This is a genomic window from Yoonia sp., assembly GCF_014859355.1.
In the GTDB taxonomy this organism is placed as follows: Bacteria; Pseudomonadota; Alphaproteobacteria; order Rhodobacterales; family Rhodobacteraceae; genus Yoonia.
The window spans coordinates 1-17,623 of record NZ_JACUUJ010000049.1 but is presented as its reverse complement, the minus strand read 5'-3'; the positions used below and the strand labels follow the sequence as shown (position 1 = coordinate 17,623).

18 protein-coding genes and 1 pseudogene are annotated in these 17,623 nt (G+C 61.7%); 8 read left to right on the top strand and 11 right to left on the bottom strand.

Going from position 1 to position 17,623, the window contains the following annotated elements; translation table 11 throughout:
• The 6 genes and pseudogenes from eno to IBX59_RS13405 all read right to left on the bottom strand — a co-directional run.
• Positions 1–508, bottom strand: a pseudogene (eno, locus tag IBX59_RS13430) (phosphopyruvate hydratase); the annotation flags it as partial.
• 46 nt (positions 509–554) lie between these two features.
• Positions 555–1,445 carry a DMT family transporter gene (locus IBX59_RS13425; RefSeq protein ID WP_296376405.1) on the bottom strand — a complete coding sequence of 297 codons (891 nt, stop codon included), beginning with the start codon at positions 1,443–1,445 and terminating at the stop codon, positions 555–557.
• 3 nt (positions 1,446–1,448) lie between these two features.
• The gene (locus tag IBX59_RS13420) at positions 1,449–1,868 is read right to left on the bottom strand and encodes a Fur family transcriptional regulator (RefSeq protein WP_296376403.1); all 420 of its coding nucleotides are present in this window, start codon (positions 1,866–1,868) and stop codon (positions 1,449–1,451) included.
• 69 nt (positions 1,869–1,937) lie between these two features.
• On the bottom strand, positions 1,938–2,117 hold the full coding sequence (locus IBX59_RS13415; RefSeq protein ID WP_296376402.1) for a CorA family divalent cation transporter: 180 nt from the start codon (positions 2,115–2,117) through the stop codon (positions 1,938–1,940).
• Positions 2,072–2,713: a CorA family divalent cation transporter gene (locus tag IBX59_RS13410; RefSeq protein ID WP_296376401.1), complete on the bottom strand. Its 642-nt coding sequence runs from the start codon at positions 2,711–2,713 to the stop codon at positions 2,072–2,074. The genes IBX59_RS13415 and IBX59_RS13410 overlap by 46 nt, the downstream gene beginning before the upstream one ends.
• 140 nt (positions 2,714–2,853) lie before the next feature.
• On the bottom strand, positions 2,854–3,690 hold the full coding sequence (locus IBX59_RS13405) for a GNAT family N-acetyltransferase (protein ID WP_296376399.1): 837 nt from the start codon (positions 3,688–3,690) through the stop codon (positions 2,854–2,856).
• Between the two features lie 45 nt (positions 3,691–3,735).
• Here IBX59_RS13405 and IBX59_RS13400 point away from each other — a divergent pair, with 45 nt between their 5' ends.
• A complete protein-coding gene (locus IBX59_RS13400) occupies positions 3,736–3,873 on the top strand; it encodes a hypothetical protein (protein ID WP_296376397.1) in 138 nt (45 codons plus the stop codon).
• Here IBX59_RS13400 and tyrS read toward each other — a convergent pair.
• A complete protein-coding gene (gene tyrS / locus IBX59_RS13395; protein WP_296376396.1) occupies positions 3,870–5,120 on the bottom strand; it encodes a tyrosine--tRNA ligase in 1,251 nt (416 codons plus the stop codon). The two genes, IBX59_RS13400 and tyrS, sit on opposite strands and share 4 nt — an antisense overlap.
• A 63-nt stretch (positions 5,121–5,183) precedes the next feature.
• On the opposite strand from tyrS, the gene IBX59_RS13390 reads away from it, so the two are divergent.
• Together IBX59_RS13390 and IBX59_RS13385 are read left to right on the top strand one after the other, a co-directional pair.
• Positions 5,184–6,290: an anhydro-N-acetylmuramic acid kinase gene (locus tag IBX59_RS13390; RefSeq protein WP_296376393.1), complete on the top strand. Its 1,107-nt coding sequence runs from the start codon at positions 5,184–5,186 to the stop codon at positions 6,288–6,290.
• 207 nt (positions 6,291–6,497) lie between these two features.
• On the top strand, positions 6,498–7,127 hold the full coding sequence (locus IBX59_RS13385) for an outer membrane beta-barrel protein (RefSeq protein ID WP_296376390.1): 630 nt from the start codon (positions 6,498–6,500) through the stop codon (positions 7,125–7,127).
• Between the two features lie 126 nt (positions 7,128–7,253).
• Here IBX59_RS13385 and IBX59_RS13380 read toward each other — a convergent pair whose 3' ends face one another.
• The gene (locus IBX59_RS13380) at positions 7,254–8,432 is read right to left on the bottom strand and encodes a pyridoxal phosphate-dependent aminotransferase (RefSeq protein ID WP_296376388.1); all 1,179 of its coding nucleotides are present in this window, start codon (positions 8,430–8,432) and stop codon (positions 7,254–7,256) included.
• A gap of 232 nt (positions 8,433–8,664) precedes the next feature.
• On the opposite strand from IBX59_RS13380, the gene cysS reads away from it, so the two are divergent.
• The 3 genes from cysS to IBX59_RS13365 are packed head-to-tail and all read left to right on the top strand — an operon-like array spanning position 8,665 to position 12,549.
• On the top strand, positions 8,665–10,098 hold the full coding sequence (cysS, locus tag IBX59_RS13375; protein WP_296376386.1) for a cysteine--tRNA ligase: 1,434 nt from the start codon (positions 8,665–8,667) through the stop codon (positions 10,096–10,098).
• 36 nt (positions 10,099–10,134) lie between these two features.
• Entirely contained in the window at positions 10,135–11,754 is a 1,620-nt protein-coding gene (cimA, locus tag IBX59_RS13370) for a citramalate synthase (RefSeq protein ID WP_296376385.1), read from the top strand.
• Positions 11,755–11,781: 27 nt separating this feature from the next.
• Complete coding sequence (locus tag IBX59_RS13365; protein WP_296376383.1) at positions 11,782–12,549, top strand: squalene/phytoene synthase family protein; 768 nt, start codon at positions 11,782–11,784, stop codon at positions 12,547–12,549.
• On the opposite strand, the gene IBX59_RS13360 is transcribed toward IBX59_RS13365, so the two are convergent.
• From IBX59_RS13360 to cobA, 3 genes are all read right to left on the bottom strand, one after another.
• Positions 12,546–13,769 carry an MFS transporter gene (locus IBX59_RS13360; RefSeq protein WP_296376381.1) on the bottom strand — a complete coding sequence of 408 codons (1,224 nt, stop codon included), beginning with the start codon at positions 13,767–13,769 and terminating at the stop codon, positions 12,546–12,548. The genes IBX59_RS13365 and IBX59_RS13360 overlap by 4 nt on opposite strands.
• Positions 13,770–13,811: 42 nt before the next feature.
• Positions 13,812–15,059, bottom strand: a complete 1,248-nt coding sequence (locus tag IBX59_RS13355) for a cobyrinate a,c-diamide synthase (protein WP_296376379.1) — start codon at positions 15,057–15,059, stop codon at positions 13,812–13,814.
• A gap of 66 nt (positions 15,060–15,125) precedes the next feature.
• Positions 15,126–15,977, bottom strand: a complete 852-nt coding sequence (gene cobA, locus IBX59_RS13350) for a uroporphyrinogen-III C-methyltransferase (RefSeq protein WP_296376378.1) — start codon at positions 15,975–15,977, stop codon at positions 15,126–15,128.
• A 97-nt stretch (positions 15,978–16,074) separates the two neighbouring features.
• Between cobA and IBX59_RS13345 the strand changes: the two genes are divergently transcribed.
• Positions 16,075–17,121, top strand: a complete 1,047-nt coding sequence (locus IBX59_RS13345) for a cobalt-precorrin-5B (C(1))-methyltransferase (RefSeq protein ID WP_296376375.1) — start codon at positions 16,075–16,077, stop codon at positions 17,119–17,121.
• Positions 17,118–17,623, top strand: a 506-nt coding sequence (locus IBX59_RS13340) for a precorrin-6A/cobalt-precorrin-6A reductase (protein ID WP_296376373.1), incomplete at its 3' end; no start/stop codon positions are given. The genes IBX59_RS13345 and IBX59_RS13340, both read left to right, overlap by 4 nt.

Genomic DNA, 17,623 nt, shown 5'->3' with positions numbered 1-17,623 from the left:
CCGGCATGATCATGAATTCCTGAATGTCGATCGGGTTGTCGGCATGTTCGCCGCCATTGATGATGTTCATCATCGGCACCGGCAGGGTGCGCGCGGATGTGCCGCCGATATAGCGATAAAGCGGTTGTGCGGTATATTCCGCCGCCGCCTTGGCCACGGCTAAAGACACGCCCAAAATTGCGTTCGCGCCCAATCGGCCTTTGTTGGGGGTGCCGTCCAGTTCGATCATCGCCATGTCGATGCTGACCTGTTCGGTCGCGTCATACCCCAGGATCGCTTGGGCGATTTCGCCGTTCACGGCTGCGACGGCCTCTAGCACGCCCTTGCCCAGATAACGCGCTTTGTCGCCATCGCGTTTTTCAACTGCTTCATGCGCGCCGGTCGACGCGCCCGACGGCACAGCCGCACGGCCCATGGTGCCGTCTTCCAAAATCACGTCAACCTCAACCGTGGGGTTGCCCCGGCTGTCCAGAATTTCGCGGGCGTGGATATCAATGATGGTGCTCATAAGATGCTCCTTTGGGAGAGAGGGGATGTTAGCGGTATCAGGGGGTCTATACCGTGGGTTGGGTTGCAAGGGAAGCGCGGCGCAGACGTGATTCGCGCCACATTGTATAGATGCCGGATGTGACAATGATGGCGGCACCCGTCAGCGTCAGTGCATCGGGCCTTTCGCCAAAGACCAGCACCCCGATAAACAACGCGAAAATCAGCCGCGAATAGCGAAAGGGTGCAATGACTGACATATCCCCGATCCGGGTCGCCGCGACCAGCGTGTAATAGGCGGCAACGCCGACGACGACAGCCCCCCCGATGCGCAGCATATTCACCGCATCGGGCATCACCATGCCCGTGCCTGTCAGCCATAACACGACGGCCCCGGTCGGCACGATCACCGCAAAGGCATAGGTCGACAACTGCCGCGATGTGATCGTGGCCGGAATGCGCCGCGTCGCCAGATCGCGGATCGCCAGCCCGATCACGCCTTGCACCGCAAACAGGGAATTGGCATCAAACCCCTGCAGGCCGGGCCGGATGATCAGCAAGACACCGCACAGCCCGATCACAACCGCCAACCAGCGCCGCCAGCCCACAGTTTCCCCCAGAAACAACGCAGCCCCAAGCGTGACCGCCAGCGGCATGGCCTGCACAATCGCCGAGGCCGATGAAATTGGCGTCAGCGCAATTGCCGTGACAAAGCCCAGCGTGCCCACGACCTCGCCCGCGTTACGCAAGATCACGGCGGGATGCGCCAGATCGCGCGTAAGCAGTTTGTCGCCATAGGCCTTTGCGATCAGTGCGAAAACCACGGCCCCGCCAAGGCCCAGCACGATCAGGATCTGCCCCACATGCAGGGCGCCGGCCATTTTTTTGATGAACATGTCTTCGAACGCAAAGCCCAGCATCGCCAGAACCATCAGCACGCTGCCGCGGATGTTATCCAAGTTCTATTCGTCCTTGTCTGTCAGGGGCAGGCCGTAAAGTTCCAGCCGGTGCCCCATCAGCCGATAGCCCAGTTTAGCCGCGATACGTTCCTGAAGGGCCTCGATTTCGGGATCGACGAATTCGATCACCTCGCCGCTGTGCATGTCGATCAGGTGGTCGTGGTGTTCGCGGTCGGTGGTTTCATAGCGCGCGCGCCCGTCGCCAAATTCGTGTTTTTCCAGAATACCCGATTCCTCGAACAGTTTGACGGTGCGATAGACTGTTGCCAGCGAAATGCGCGGGTCGGCGGCTGCGGCGCGGTGATAAAGTTCTTCCACATCGGGGTGGTCATCGGCGGCCTGCAATACGGCGGCAATTGTGCGCCTCTGGTCGGTCATACGCAGGCCCTGCGCCTCGCATCTGGAAAGAATGGTATCGGTCATGCTGCGTCCGCTGCTGTGTTGCTGCCGTGATAGCGACCTTGCGGGCGGGTTTCCAGCCCTGCGGCAGGTCTAGACCCATTTGCGCCAGCGCAGCACCAGATACCCCAAGTTGCCCAAGCCGAACAGGGTGGCGGTAAAGATAGCGCATGCATCGGGATCGGTGCTGCCGGGGATGCCGGCAACGTTGACGCCAAATAGCCCAATCATAAACGCAAGCGGCAGGAAAATCGCAGCGATAACCGCCAGCACGTAACTGTTGCGCCCCAGCCGTTGTTGTTTGTCAGGTCCAGATGGGTCGTCAGCGTGTGCAGCCTGTCGCGGACCTCGGACATTTCGTCGACGGATCGGGTTGGGCGGTTGGCGTTGTCGCGCAGCCTGTGGCGCAGGTCAGCGGGGATCAGCGGCGACGGTGTGCGTGCCAGATCTGTCGGTGCGGCTCTGACCGGGCCAATATGTCCGCGCAGTTTGATCACGTTTCGGTGCAGCGCGGCCAGCGCCGGGGCGTGCAGTGTGCCAAGGTCATAGACCCGCTTTTCCAGATTATCGGCCTGTTTTTCCAGATCGACAGAGACGGCTTCGATCCGATCAATCAGATTTTCCGTGATCCATGCCAGCAGGCGTGCCGCAGAAGGCGCGGCGTTGCCCTGTGCGATTTGGGCGCGCAGATCTTCGCAGACAAAGACCCGCAAACGGTGCACGGTGATCACCAGTTGCGGCGTTACCCACAGGCGCAGCGAAACCATGTGCACCATGTCGGCACCGGCATTGCGGTTGATGCCGCGCAACGTCAGAAACAGCCCGTCGTTCAGCGTATCGACACGCGGGCGGGTCTGTTGCTGTGCCATCGGGGTAAATATCAAGCGCATAGGTCGGATTTGGAAGCTGTTCCAATCGTCATGGCGGTGCTTTTTGTCGAGGACACGTTGGAATGACCTTTGCGCAGGTTAACGGTGGTGCAAACAGCAATGGGCCGGTTGGGCCAGCATCAATGCCGGTTATAGCCCGGCAGGCGCAGCCAGGTGCCGCCTAAGGGGCGAACCTGTGCACCGCTGCCGATCTTGAACCGGGCCAGCCCGGGGGCGGTTTCGGTATCGACCGTGCCAAGATCCAGCCGTATGACCCCGCGCGCCGCGAAATGATCTGCTGCCTGCATCAGCAACAGATGGTGGGCCGCGTGGCTGCGCCCTGTGTGGCCGTTCCACCCGATGTGATAGGTCGCGACGGGCGCATGCAGCAAAAACAGCATGGCGGCAACAGGTTGCCGTTCCGCGCGGGCGGTCAGCACCACGGCACCATCGGGGTTCGCCGCGCGATAGCTGTGCAAGATCGCATGCGGCAGCGCGCGATAGCGTTTTGCGCGTTGTTGCGCCAGATCGGCGGCCAGCAGCCAGCCGTGCCGCACCGGATCAAAGCGAGCGATGTCCACGCGCAGCGGGGATTTCTGCGCCTTGCGCCAAGTATTGCGCCATTTGCCATGCATCCGTGCGATCCGGCCGGCTGCGGTGCCGGTCAGGTCAAGTTCGGCCACATGGGCGGGGGTCATGACCTGCCGGAACCCGGCGCGGTGCAGCGTGGCGGGGCAGGTGGACTCATCGTTCAAAAGCGTGATCTTGGCGCAGCGCAGGGCATCGATCTGTGCATCGGGGCTGGTCGCGCAATCCCAGATTGGGCCGCGCGCAGAGAAATTGACACCAAATCGCCTGATCCGCAGCACCGGGGCCGCACCCGGCAGATTGACATAATCAAACGGCGTGCCCAGCCGCGCCAATGCCGCGCCAAAATCGGGATGTTGTTGCAGCGGCAGGCAGGGGGCGTTTTTCATGGCTCTGTTAGGCCATTGGAAACCTAAATTGGCGTTAATGGCGGCATGAGACAGACAAGATCAGTTGCCGGCATCACCGCCGCCGCGCCACGCCCCACGATCCTGGGCGCGGCTGTTGTGGCGGCCATCATCACCTTTCCCATCGGTGTGACGATCCAGGTGATCACGCTGATCCTGCTTTAGCCCAGTTGCACCAGCGCATGCCGTTTCTTGCCCGCGCTCAGCTTGATCGGCGTTGACAGGGCGGCGGCATCCAGCATCAGGCCGGCATCAGTCAGGGCGGTGTCATTCATCCGCGCGCCGTTTTCCATGATCAGGCGCTTGGCCTCTTTGCCGCTGCCGGCCAGCCCCGCGCGCACGATCAGTTGCACAATGGAAATACCCGCGCCCACCTCGTCGGCGTGCAGCGTCAGGGTGGGCAGGTCATCGCCTACGCCGCCCTTTTCGAACACTTCGCGCGCGGTGGCTTCGGCGGTTTTTGCAGCCTCGGCCCCGTGCAGCAGGGTCGTCACCTCATTCGCCAGAATGATCTTGGCCGCATTGATGTCCGACCCTGCCAGCGCGCCCAGCCTGTCGCATTCCTCCACCGGCAGTTCGGTGTAAAGTTTCAGGAAACGGCCCGTGTCGGCATCGGTGGTGTTGCGCCAGAACTGCCAGAATTCATAAGGTGACAGCATGTCGGCATTCAGCCAGACAGCCCCAGTTTGCGATTTGCCCATCTTCTTGCCGTCGCTGGTGGTCAGCAAAGGCGAGGTCAGGCCATAAATTTCATGATCCAGCACGCGGCGTGTCAGGTCGATCCCGTTGACAATATTGCCCCACTGGTCCGACCCGCCCATCTGCAACAAACAGCCATAGCGGCGGTTCAGTTCCAGAAAATCATAGGCCTGCAAGATCATGTAGTTGAATTCAAGGAACGACAGTGATTGTTCGCGGTCCAGCCGTGATTTGACCGATTCAAACGACAGCATCCGATTGATCGAAAAATGCCGCCCGATGTCGCGCAGGAAATCAAGGTATTTCAGATCGTCCAGCCATTCGGCGTTATCCAGCATCAGCGCGCCCGTGGGGGCATCGCTGTAATCCAGATAGGCGGCAAACACTTGTTTGATCCCCGCGATATTGGCGGCAATCTGATCCGACCCCAGCAGCGGGCGTTCATCGGACCGGAACGACGGATCGCCCACCTTGGTCGTGCCGCCGCCCATCAGGGTGATCGGCTTGTGCCCGGTTTTTTGCAACCAGCGCAGCATCATGATCTGGATCAGGCTGCCCACATGCAGCGATTTCGCCGTTGCATCAAACCCGATATAGGCCGGCACCACGCCACGGCTAAATGCCTCGTCCAGCCCCTGATAATCGGTGCAATCGGCCAGAAAGCCGCGCGTTATCATTACGTTCATAAAATCCGATTTGGGGTGGTAGGTCATTGGCTTGTTCCCGGCATATTTACCGGGCACTCTATAAGCAGGACGCAGGCCAAGGGAAAGCAGATGTTGAAAACAGGTGTTGTAAAGGCCTTGGGCACCATGTCGGGCACGTCGCTGGATGGGGTGGATGCTGCGGTGATAACCACCGATGGCGTTGATATCATGGGCTTTGGCCCGACAGATTACCGCCCCTACAGCACCGATGAACGCGCGGTGGTGCGCGCCGCGCTTGGCCGCTGGCAAGCTGACGATGTGGCCGAGCCCGCCCGCATTGTCGAGGATGCGCATATCGCGGTGATGTCGGGGTTTGGCCCTGTGGATCTGGCGGGGTTTCACGGCCAGACGCTGGCGCATGATCCGGGGGGGCGCGGCACGCATCAATGCGGCGACGGGCAGCGGATTGCCGATGCGCTGGGTGTGCCGGTGGTCTGGGATTTTCGCAGCGCTGATGTTGCAGCAGGCGGGCAGGGCGCGCCGCTGGCGCCGTTCTATCATTTCGCGCTGGCGCGGTATATCGCGGCCACGGCGCCGGTGGTTTTTCTGAACCTTGGCGGTGTGGGCAACCTGACATGGGTTGATCCGGCCTGTGCAGCACCTGAATTGCCGGGTGCGCTGCTGGCGTTTGATACCGGCCCCGCCAATGCGCCGATCAACGACCTGATGCAGGCGCGGCGCGGCCAAAGCCATGATAAGGATGGCCTGTTGGCCGCGTCAGGCGTGGCAGATGCGACGATTGTCGCGGAATTTCTGGCGCATCCCTATTTCAGCAAACCGGTGCCAAAGTCGTTGGACCGTGATGCATTCACCGACCTTGGCGCAATGGTTGCGGGGCTGTCGGATGCTGACGCGGCGGCAACCTTGGCCTGTGCTGTCGCGGCGGCGGTGGCAGCGGGTCTTGGGCATTGTCCGTCGCGGCCAGCGCGGGTGCTGGTCACGGGCGGCGGGCGCAAGAACCCGGTGATCATGGCGCAACTGGCCGCGCGTTTGCCGTGTCGTGTCGACCCTGTCGAGGTTGCAGGCCTGGATGGCGATATGCTGGAAGCACAGGCCTTTGCCTATCTGGCGGTGCGCAGCGCGCGCGGGATGCCGATTTCTGCGCCTGCTATAACCGGGGTTAATGCGCCCATGACGGGTGGCCATGTATCCGTGCCAGTATCGTTCAAGATGTAGCATGAAAGATGGCCGACAAATGTGACAGTTCCGCATCACAAAATGCAGCTAGTCCCGATAGTTGCGCGGTATTTGGCCGATTTGGCAGGGTTGATCTGCTCCATTTTGCCAATTGCGTTCACAGCCGTGTTACGGACATTGAATCTCTTTGAAAAAGTATCACTTGTTAACCGCACACAGCAAAAGTTCCTAAAGGAGTATTAAAATATGAAAAAGACAATGACTTTCGGGCGCACAGCAGCCTTTGCACTTCCTTTGATCATGGCGGGTGGTATTGCCGCTGCCGGTGGTCTTTCGGCCCCGATTGAAACGGTTGCCCCGACCCCTGTCGCAGCCCCAGCACCTGCGCCGATGCGCGGTTCTGACTGGACCGGGTTCTATGCCGGTGCGCAACTGGGCTATGGTGAGCTTGAAGCGGATGCCGGTGTTTTGACGCCATCTGATCCAAATGGCGCGATTTACGGTGTTCACGCGGGTTATATGTATGATCTGGGCAGCATCGTGCTGGGCGCAGAACTCGACTTTGATGGCACAAACATCGATGTTGATACTCCGGCTCTCGAGCTTGATTCGATCTTCCGTGCAAAACTGCGCGTCGGGTATGATGCGGGTGCGTTCCTGCCATATCTGACAGCGGGCTATGTCGAAGCTGAAACATCCGGTGCCACTAATGGCACGACCGATGGCGATTTTTACGGTATCGGCTTTGCATATAAGATGAACAACAACCTGTTGGTTGGTGCCGAAGTTCTACAGCACGATTTTGACGGTGGTGTTCTTGGCGGTGCGAACCTTGAAGCCACAACCGCCACAGCGCGTGTGTCTTACAAGTTCTGATCCGGCACGTCCCCCAAGGCACCCGGTGACGCCCTGTTCGCTCCCCGAGAATGCAATTTCATCGGGTGTCTTGAAAGGGTCCGCAGTTCTGCTGCGGGCCCTTTTTTGTTTGAACAGTGATTTGTTTCAGTGCTTTGGTTTGCACCGGTCTGCAAAACCCACCAACCTGTGCAGCGCAGCGACATAGCGATCATCATCAATCGTCATCGCCACCCGGATATGCCCTGCGGCGGCGTTGCCAAAGCTTTCACCGGGCATGACCGCGATCTTTTCGGCATCCAGCAGGGCATTGGCGAAATCCGCACTGGACAGGCCCGTGGCGCGGATATCCAGCATGGCATACATCGCCCCTTCGATTGGCAGCGCGCGCACAATGTTCTGCCCCGCCAGGGCCTGCAAGGTCAGCGCGCGGCGGCGCCGAAAAGGGGCCGCGACGGTGTTTTCCAGATCGGCACCTTGGTGCAGCGCGTATGTGGCGGCATCCTGAATGAAACCGGCAACGCCATAAGTGGTATGTGTGGCAAGGTTCAACAGATGGGCAATCACATGTTCCGGCGCGCAGACCCAGCCGATGCGGCTGCCGGTCATGGCATGGCTTTTCGACATCGACCCAACCACAAGCGTGCGGTCGGCCATGCCGGGCAGGGCGCGCGGGCTGATATGGGTGCCGTCCCAGACCTGCGTGTCATAGACCTCGTCCGAGATCAGCCACAGGTCGTGGTCCTGACAGACACGGGCGATATCGTTCAGGGTCTGCGGGCTATAGACCGCGCCTGTGGGATTGTTGGGGGTATTGACCAACAGCGACACCGCACCGCGGGCCGCTGCGGCGATGGCGCTGGCGGTGGGCTGAAACGCGGTTTCCGGTGATGTGACAATCGCCCGCGGCACAGCCCCCACCGCGCGGATCGTGCCGGGGTAGGTGACATAATAGGGGTCGATGAACAGCGCCGGGTCGTCTTGATTGCAGACAGCCATATGGGCCGCAAACAGGCCCGCCTGCCCACCGGGGGTGACAAGGATGTTGGCGGGCGCTGTCGGCACGCCTGTCCGCGCCGCGATCCGGTGTGCGATCGCCGACCGCAGCGCGGTGGTGCCCGGCACAGTGGCATAGCCGGTATGCCCACCCCTGGCAGAGGCCTGCATCGCCCCCAGAATATCGGGATGCGTGCGGATATCATGTTCGCCGATGGTCAGTTCGGTGACAGGGATGCCATCGGCAATCATCCGCCGGGCGCGATAGAACACATCCCAGCCGTCTGATCCGCCGCCAGTGATGGATGTGATGCGTGTTGACAGTTTCATGCCGCGCAGGGGAACGGTGAAACGCAGGCAAAGTCAACGGGGCAAAAGGCCCAATTGTGCGAAAGACTGGACGGCGCGCTGGCGGCCTGCTAAGGGCAAAGGCATGACGTGCAATGGCATCATTATCTGCTGCATTATTTCCTGCTGACACAAGTCGCGGGCTGCTCTTTCACGTTTCATTCAGATACCGAAATTGCTAAGCCCGCCGGCGTAACCCCGTGCGTGAGGCATTATGACGACGATCAGGCTCCAGAATACGAAAACCCGCCAGCGCGAGGATTTCGTGCCCATCGACCCCAGAAACCTGCGGATGTATCTGTGCGGCCCCACGGTTTATGACCGCGCGCATCTGGGAAATTCACGCAATGTGCTGGTGTTTGACGTGCTGTTCCGGCTGCTGCGCCACGTCTATGGGCCGGATCATGTGACATATGTGCGCAATTTCACCGATGTGGATGACAAGATCAATGCGCGTGCGGCCGAAACCGGTCGGGCGATCGGGGATATCACCGCAGAAACCATCGGCTGGTATCATGATGACATGGATGCGTTGGGGGCGCTGCGCCCCACGCATGAACCCCGCGCGACGGACTATATCGCGCAGATGATCACCATGATCGCTGATCTGATCGCCAAGGGCCATGCCTATGCCGCCGAGGGGCACGTTCTGTTCGCGGTCGAAAGTTATGAAAACTATGGCGCGCTGTCGGGCCGCTCGATCGACGACATGATCGCTGGCGCGCGGGTCGAGGTGGCACCCTATAAACGCAACCCGATGGATTTCGTGCTGTGGAAGCCATCCGGCGATGGGGTGCCGGGTTGGTCCAGCCCATGGGGCTATGGGCGGCCCGGTTGGCATATCGAATGTTCGGCCATGTCGCATGAACTGTTGGGCGAAACTTTCGATATTCATGGCGGTGGCAATGACCTGATGTTCCCGCATCATGAAAACGAGATTGCCCAAAGCGCCTGCGCCCATCCGCAAGGGGAGTTCGCGCGCTATTGGATCCACAACGAGATGTTGCAGGTCGAGGGCAAGAAGATGTCCAAATCGCTGGGCAATTTCTTTACCATCCGCGACCTGCTGGATCAGGGCATTCGCGGCGCGGTGATCCGGTTGGTGATGCTGGGCACGCACTACGGCAAGACGATGGACTGGACAGACGCGCGACGGGCCGAGGCCGAAGGCACGCTGCGCAAATGGTATGGCATCCTGCATGGTCACGGCTTTGGCCCGAAACTGGTCGCCGCCTTAAAGGCCGACGGCAAGTGGGAACCGGATGCAGAATTCATCGGTGTGCTGGCCAATGACCTGAACACACCCGGCGCGTTGGCGCGGCTGCATGTGCTGTCCAAGGGCAAGACACCCGCCGCACTGGCCGGTTTTGCCAATGGGCTGGAAATGCTGGGGCTGGTGAATGACTGGGCGCAGATCCCGATGTTCGACGGGGGCGAGGCGGGGCCAACTGTGGCCCCCGTCATTGCCGCGCAGGTTGATGCGCTGCTGGCGGAACGGGCGGCGGCGCGCGCGGCCAAGGATTGGGCCCGCGCAGATGAGGTGCGTGATATCCTGAATGCCGCGGGTGTGCAGGTGACGGACGTGGGCGGACAGGCGACATGGAAACCGGGGCCGGATTTCGATGCGGCGGCGTTGGGGGATCTGTGATGAAGAATTTTCGCGAAAATTCTTGGGGAAAGTGCGATGGTTAAGGAACGGCTATACCTGTTTGATACGACCCTGCGCGACGGTGCGCAAACGCAGGGTGTGCAGTTTTCCAGTGATGAAAAACACCAGATTGCCGCCGTGCTGGACAGTTTGGGTGTGGATTATATCGAAGGTGGCTGGCCCGGGGCCAACCCGACCGACACAGTGTTTTTTGCCGACCCTCCTGCCACGCGCGCCACGCTGACCGCCTTTGGCATGACCAAACGCACAGGGCGTTCTGCCGAAAATGACGATGTGCTGGCGGCGGTAATGAATGCGGGCACCTCTGCCGTCTGTCTGGTCGGCAAGGCGCATGATTATCATGTGACCCGCGCGCTGGGGATTACGCTGGATGAGAATACTGACAACATCCGCGCCAGCTTTGCGCATGTCGCGGCGCAGGGCTGCGAGGGGCTGTTTGACGCCGAACATTTCTTTGATGGCTACAAGGCCAACCCCGATTACGCGATCACAACGCTGCACGCGGCCTTTGATGCCGGTGCACGCTGGATCGTGCTGTGCGATACCAACGGCGGCACCCTGCCGCATGAGATCAGCGCAATCGTGACCGCAGTCATTGCCAGCGGTATCCCCGGTGACCGGCTGGCGATTCACGCCCATAATGACACCGAAAATGCCGTGGCCAATTCGCTGGCCGCCGTTCTGGCCGGCGTGCGCCAGATTCAGGGCACGCTGAACGGGTTGGGCGAACGCTGTGGCAACGCCAACCTGACAACGCTGATCCCGACGCTGCTGTTGAAAGAACCCTTTGCCAGCCGGTTTGAAACCGGCGTGACGCCTGATGCGCTGCGCGGGTTGCGGCGTGCGTCGCGTCTGCTGGATGATATCCTGAACCGTGTGCCCGCCAAACAGGCGCCCTATGTGGGCGCGTCGGCCTTTGCGCATAAATCGGGGCTGCATGCATCTGCAATCGCCAAAGATCCCGGCACCTATGAACATATCGACCCGGCGGCGGTGGGCAACGCCCGTATTGTGCCGATGTCCAATCAGGCAGGCCAATCGAACCTGCGCGCACGACTGGCCGAAGCGGGGATCATCGTAGAGCCGGGCAACCCTGCCTTGGCGCGGATCGTCCAGCGGATCAAGGAACGCGAGGCGCAGGGCTATGCCTATGACACCGCGCAGGCCAGTTTTGAATTGCTGGCGCGGCAGGAACTGGGCCTGCTGCCTGCCTTTTTCGAGGTGAAACGCTACCGGGTCACCGTCGAACGGCGCAAGAACAAGCGCAATAGGATGGTATCGTTGTCAGAGGCTGTTGTGGTGACAAAGGTGCAGGGGCAAAAGTTTCTGAACGTCAGCGAAAGCCTTGGGCCGGACGGGTCTGACCAAGGGCCGGTCAACGCGCTGTCGCGTGCGCTGGCCAAGGATCTGGGCCCTTATCAGGCGATGATCGACGATATCGAACTGGTTGATTTCAAGGTGCGCATCACAAATGGTGGCACCGAGGCGGTGACCCGTGTCATCATCGACAGCGAAGACGGGGCTGGCAACCGTTGGTCCACTGTGGGCGTCAGCGCCAACATCGTCGATGCGTCTTTTGATGCGCTGGTGGATGCGATCAATTGGAAACTGATCCGCGACGGGGCAGAGGCCTGATTTGAGTATTTTTGGCAAGATGATGACATGAGCCTGAACGCCTGCGCCGCCCTTGTCGAACGGGCCGACCGTGATCGTTTTCGCGCCACGATGGCCGCCCCTGTGGCGGCACGGCGCGTGTTGTTCCCGCTTTATGCTTTCAACGTAGAGGTGTCGCGCGCCCCTTGGGTCACACAGGAACCGATGATCGCGGAAATGCGCCTGCAATGGTGGCGCGATGCGCTTGAGGAAATCACAGGCGGTGGGCCGGTGCGCAAGCACGAGGTTGTGGATGCGCTGGCCGCTGTGCTGGATGCTGAAGGTGCGGCGCTGCTTGATGGTCTGGTCGCGGCGCGGCGCTGGGATGTTTACAAAGATGCATTTGAAGATGCCGCACATTTTGACAGCTACATTGACGCCACATCGGGCCACCTGATGTGGACGGCCGCGCGGCTGTTGGGACCGGCGGATGAAACCACCGTGCGCGATTTTGCCTATGGCGTTGGCGTTGCCAATTTCCTGCGCGGGGCGCCTGCACTGGAAGAGGGGGGGCGTATTCCCTTGGTTGACGGATCACCTGCCGGGGTCATGGCGCTGGCGCGCGGCGCGATGGACCGGATGAACGCGGCACGGCGTGCCCGTGCGGCAGTCTCGCGCGATGCGGGGCACGCACTCTTGGCGGGACATATGGCACGGCCGGTTCTGGCCCGCGCCGTCAAACAGCCGGCAGCGGTGGCACAGGCGGCCTTGGATCCGCAGCCATTGGCGCAAAGCCTGCGGTTGTTGCATGCGTCCCTGCGGGGGTGGTGGGTTTAGGCCACCGCGCGCGGCAACCGCACCAGCCAAATCAGCGACCCGCCTGCCAGCACAAGGAAGGGAACCATCGCAAGATTGACTGCGTTCCAGCCTTCAACCGCCGTGCCGCCGGAACAGTTCATCAGCCCGCCCGACGCGAGTGATGCCAAAGTGACCATGCCAAAGACGATCATGTCGTTCATGCCCTGCACGACGCCACGTTCTTCGGGGCGGTGGGCGCGGGTCAGCATTGATGTCGCGCCGATAAAGCCAAAGTTCCAGCCGAACCCCAAAAGGATCAGGGCGACAAAGAAATTGGTCAGCGCCACACCGGACAAGGCGACCAGACCGGCCCCGGCCAGAATGACCAGCCCTGCAGCCAGGATTCGTTCCACCCCAAAGCGCGCAATCAGGTGGCCGGTAAAAAACGATGGCACATACATTGCCAGCACATGCGCGGTTACAATGTCATTGGCGTTATTCGTCGTGAAACCACAGCCCACCACTGCCAGCGGCGTCGAGGTCATCACAAGGTTCATCAGCGCATAGGATACCATCCCGCAGATGATCGCGACAACGATCCGCGGATCGCGCAGCAATTCGGCGCGGCTGCGTCCTTTGGCGGGGGCAATGGCAGGTGTGGGTTCTGAGCGTGTGCCGCGCGGCAGGTCCAGCCCCAGAAACAGCAGCATGCCGACAAGGTTCAGCGCCGCAACTGTCAGATAGGTGCCCACGAAGGGCACGACATAGGCGTCTTGCACCAGCTTGTTCAGCTGAGGCCCGATGATCGCGGCCAGCAGGCCACCGGCCATGACATAGGAAATTGCCTTGGGCTGGAACGCCTCGGATGCGACATCGGTCGCGGCAAAGCGGTAAAACCCCTGTGCCGACATATAGATACCCGTCAGGTATGACCCCGCCAGCAAAATCAGGAATGACCCGGTATAAAGCCCGTATGCCGCCAGCAGCGCCCCTGCCGCACCTGCAAATGCCCCGATCATAAACCCGAACCGCCGCCCGTTGCGCTGCATCAGCGGGCTGAGCCATGGTGCCGTGGTCATCGACCCGAAGACGATCAGCGAAATCGGCAAGGTCGCAAGGCAGGGGTTGCTGGCCAGCATCCCGCCCGCCAGCCCGCCGATGACGAAAATCATCGGCATCTGCGCGCCCAGAATGGCCTGCGCCATGACCAGGACGGCCACATTCCGCTTGGCGCGGCTATCATCAACATAGGACGTCATGTGCATTCGTTACGCCCGAAGGGGGGGCATGGCAAGCCTGTGTCAGCCCCTGTCGATCAGATGTGCGAATGACCCACAGACATGCCCCTGCACCAGCCCCATGGACGGCAGGGTGGCACCTGTCGCATCTTTGGCCGCAAAGAGAGGGGTGCCTGTCGCGCGCAGCGTGGTGGCATAGTGAAATTCATGGCCTCGCCATGTGCCCTGAAACGGCCCAGTTGTGGCTTGTAGGCAGCGATATCCCAGATGCAGCCTGCGTGTGGCGAATGATGTTTCCAGTGGTAACAGCCCCGCCATTTTATGCGTGATACCATCGGCGTCGGTCAGCGTGTTGCCAAGCATCATGTAGCCGCCGCATTCGCCGTAGATTTGCGCAGGGCTGTTGCGCAAGCTGTCTAGGAATCGCGTGTTGTTCGCCAGCCGTCCGGCGTGCAGTTCGGGGTAGCCGCCGGGCAGATAGATCAGGTCGGCACCGGGTGCGGGCTGATCCGCAAGCGGAGAGAAGAACCGCAGCGTGGCCCCTGCATCTTGCCAGTCACGCAGCAGATGCGGATAGCAAAATGCAAAGGCGGCATCCTGCGCAATGGCGATGGTTTGCGCCGGCGGCGGCACGGGCTGTGCATCACCTGCGGGCATGGGGTGCTGGTGCAACCCCATCAGCGCGGGCAGATCAAGATGTGCCGTGACCAGATCGGCGGCATGATCCAGAAACGCGTCAAGGTCGGGGTGTTCTTGCGCCTGCACCAGCCCGAGGTGGCGCGACGGCTGTGTCAGGCCGGGGGTGCGCGGGATGGCGCCAAAAACAACGATATCGTTCAAGGCGTGGCGCAGCATCGATTCGTGTCGGGCGGACCCCACGTTATTGAGGATGATACCGGAAACGGGCACGCGGGCGTCGTGGTTGATGAACCCTTGCGCCAATGCGGCGACAGATCCGGCCATGCGCGCGGTATCAATCACCAGCACCACGGGCAGGCCGAGGATGCGCGCCAGATCGGCGGTGGCGCCCTTGCCGTCGGGTGGTGCGCCGTCGAACAGGCCCATCGCGCCTTCGATGATCAGCGGGGTCGTGCCTGCCGCCAGCGCCCTGATCCGGTCGGGGGGCATCGCCCATGCGTCAAGGTTCACGCAATCGCGCCCACAGGCGGCGGCGTGAAAGCGGGGGTCAATATAATCGGGGCCGGATTTTGCAGCGCGCACCGGAGTTTGGCGGCTGATGGCGCGGAGCAATCCAAGGGTGATGGTGGTCTTGCCGCTGCCCGAGGCGGGCGCGCTGATGATGAAACTCATCGCGCGGGGCGGAGTGCGGGAGCCTCCGGCGGGAGTTTTCGGGCCAAGATGAAGTTGAGCGGCATCTCAGGCTAATTCGGCAGGGCGGCCGCGACCGAGCGGGTCAAGATTGCGCGGCGGCTGCCCTGCGGCCTGACCCTGCCAGTCAAGGACTTGCCGCATCAGCACGGATTGGCCGACGCAGATGATGGCGGGCGGCTCAAGTCCCGCATTTGCGATGTCGTCGGTGATCGTGCCAAGGGTGGTTTCCAGCACCTGTTGTTCGGCAGTGGTGGCCGTGGTGACCACGGCGACAGGTTCGTGGGTGCTGCGCCCCGCGGCGATAAGTGCCGCAGCAATCTGGGCGATGTGTTTCATGCCCATGTAGATCACGATGACCTGTGACCCCTTGGATATGCTGGCCCAGTCCAGCGATCCTGGCGTGTTGCCCGACTGGTCGTGGCCAGTAACAAACGTGACCGACTGGTTCACATCGCGGTGGGTCACGGGAATGCCCGCATAGGCCAGCCCGCCGATGCCCGCACTGATACCGGGGATGATGCGGATCGGGATACCGTGCTGCACCAGCGTCTGCGCCTCTTCGCCGCCGCGCCCGAAAACGAAAGGGTCGCCGCCTTTCAGGCGCAGCACCCGTTTGCCCGCGCGCGCCAGATCCACGAGGCGGAGCGAGATATCGCGCTGTTTGGCCGAGGGTTTGCCGCCGCGTTTTCCGGCATAGATACGTTCAGCCTGTGGCGCCCAATCCAGGATCGCCTCTTGCACCAGCGCGTCATAGATTACCACATCGGCTTGGCGCAGCGCGTTGAGCGCGTGCAGCGTCAGCAACCCTGGATCACCGGGGCCAGCGCCGCACAGCCAGACCCAGCCGGGTTGCATTTGCGGCCATGCGTGGCCGGGAAGTGTGAGGTGCGTATCCATCTGCCCTTTATGGCGTTGATGTCGGCGCTTGAAAAGATGCCAAACGACGCTGGATTGCGCATTGCCGTCATCTGCGCGGGTGCCTATCGTCGCAGCGATGACACGCAAACCGTTGAAAGAGCTGCGCCGGGGCTGGACCACGGGCGCCTGCGCCACCGCCGCCACCAAGGCGGCGTTGATGCGGTTGTGGGGTTGTCGATTTCCTGCAGATGTGGGGATCGTGCTGCCCAAGGGTGAAACACCGGTGTTTCCGTTGGCACTGGCCGAGGCGGGCGCAGGCTGGGCGCGCGCGGGCATCACCAAGGATGCCGGCGATGACCCTGATGTGACGCATGGCGCGCTGATTGTGGTGACGGTGTCGGCCTCGGTGGGTGGCGTCGTTTTCAAGGCGGGCGCAGGTGTTGGCACGGTAACCAAGGCGGGGTTGCCGATTGGCGTGGGTGAACCCGCGATCAACCCGGTGCCGCGTCAGATGATGCAGGGCGTTGTCGCGGATATGGCGGCACGATATGCGCAGCGCCCGGATGTGGTTATTGAAATTTCGGTGCCCGGAGGGCGCGAACTGGCGCAGAAAACATGGAACCCCCGGTTAGGGATTGTCGATGGTCTGTCGATCCTTGGCACCACGGGGGTTGTGCGCCCGTTTTCCTGTGCGGCCTGGATCGCGTCGATTCATCGCGGGATCGACGTGGCGCGTGCTACCGGGCTGACCCATGTGGCGGGCTGCACCGGGGCTACGTCGGAACGGGTGGTGCAAACGTTGTATGATCTGCCCGATCACGCCATGCTGGATATGGGTGATTTTTCGGGTGGAATGCTGAAATATCTGGCGAAACATCCGGTGCCGCGCGTCACCGTAGGGGGCGGGATCGGCAAGATGGCCAAGTTGGCGCAAGGGGCTGTTGATCTGCATTCCGCGCGCAGTCAGGTGGATTTTGCAGCCCTTGCGGCGCTGGTGGACCGGCCCGAAATCGCCGGGGCCAACACCGCGCTAGAGGCGTTGACGATGGCCGGGCCCATGCTGGGTGACGCGGTAGCGCTGGCGGCGTTGCACCAGTTGCAAGGCAGGTTCGGGGGGCAGATGACATTTGACACCGTCGTGATTGATCGCGCCGGTGCGATTATCGGAAGGGCGGGGCGATGACGCTTCTTTTATTGGCAGGATCGGGCGATGCCCGCCGGATTGCCGATGCCTTGGTCGGGCGCGATGTTGTCGCTTCGCTGGCCGGGGTAACGCGTGACCCCGCGCCATTGCCCGTGCCGACACGGGTCGGCGGCTTTGGTGGCGCGGCCGGGTTTCGCGACTATCTGCGTGATGCGGGCATGACCGCTGTTCTGGATGCAACACACCCTTATGCAAACCGGATCACGGCCCGCACGGCGGCGATCTGTGCCGAACTGGGGCTGCCTTTTGTGCAACTGCTGCGGCCCGGCTGGACGCCGGAACCGGGCGACGACTGGACCGAAATTGCGCGCGAGGAAGACGCCGCAGACCTGATCCCCGCAGGCCGCACTGTTTTTCTGGGCACGGGGCGCCAGACGCTGGGCCGGTTTGCCAATCTGACAGGGCGGCGCGTGATCTGCCGCCAGATCGACCCGCCCGAGGGCGCGTTCCCCTTTCCGGGGGGGGCGTTTCTGGTGGGCCG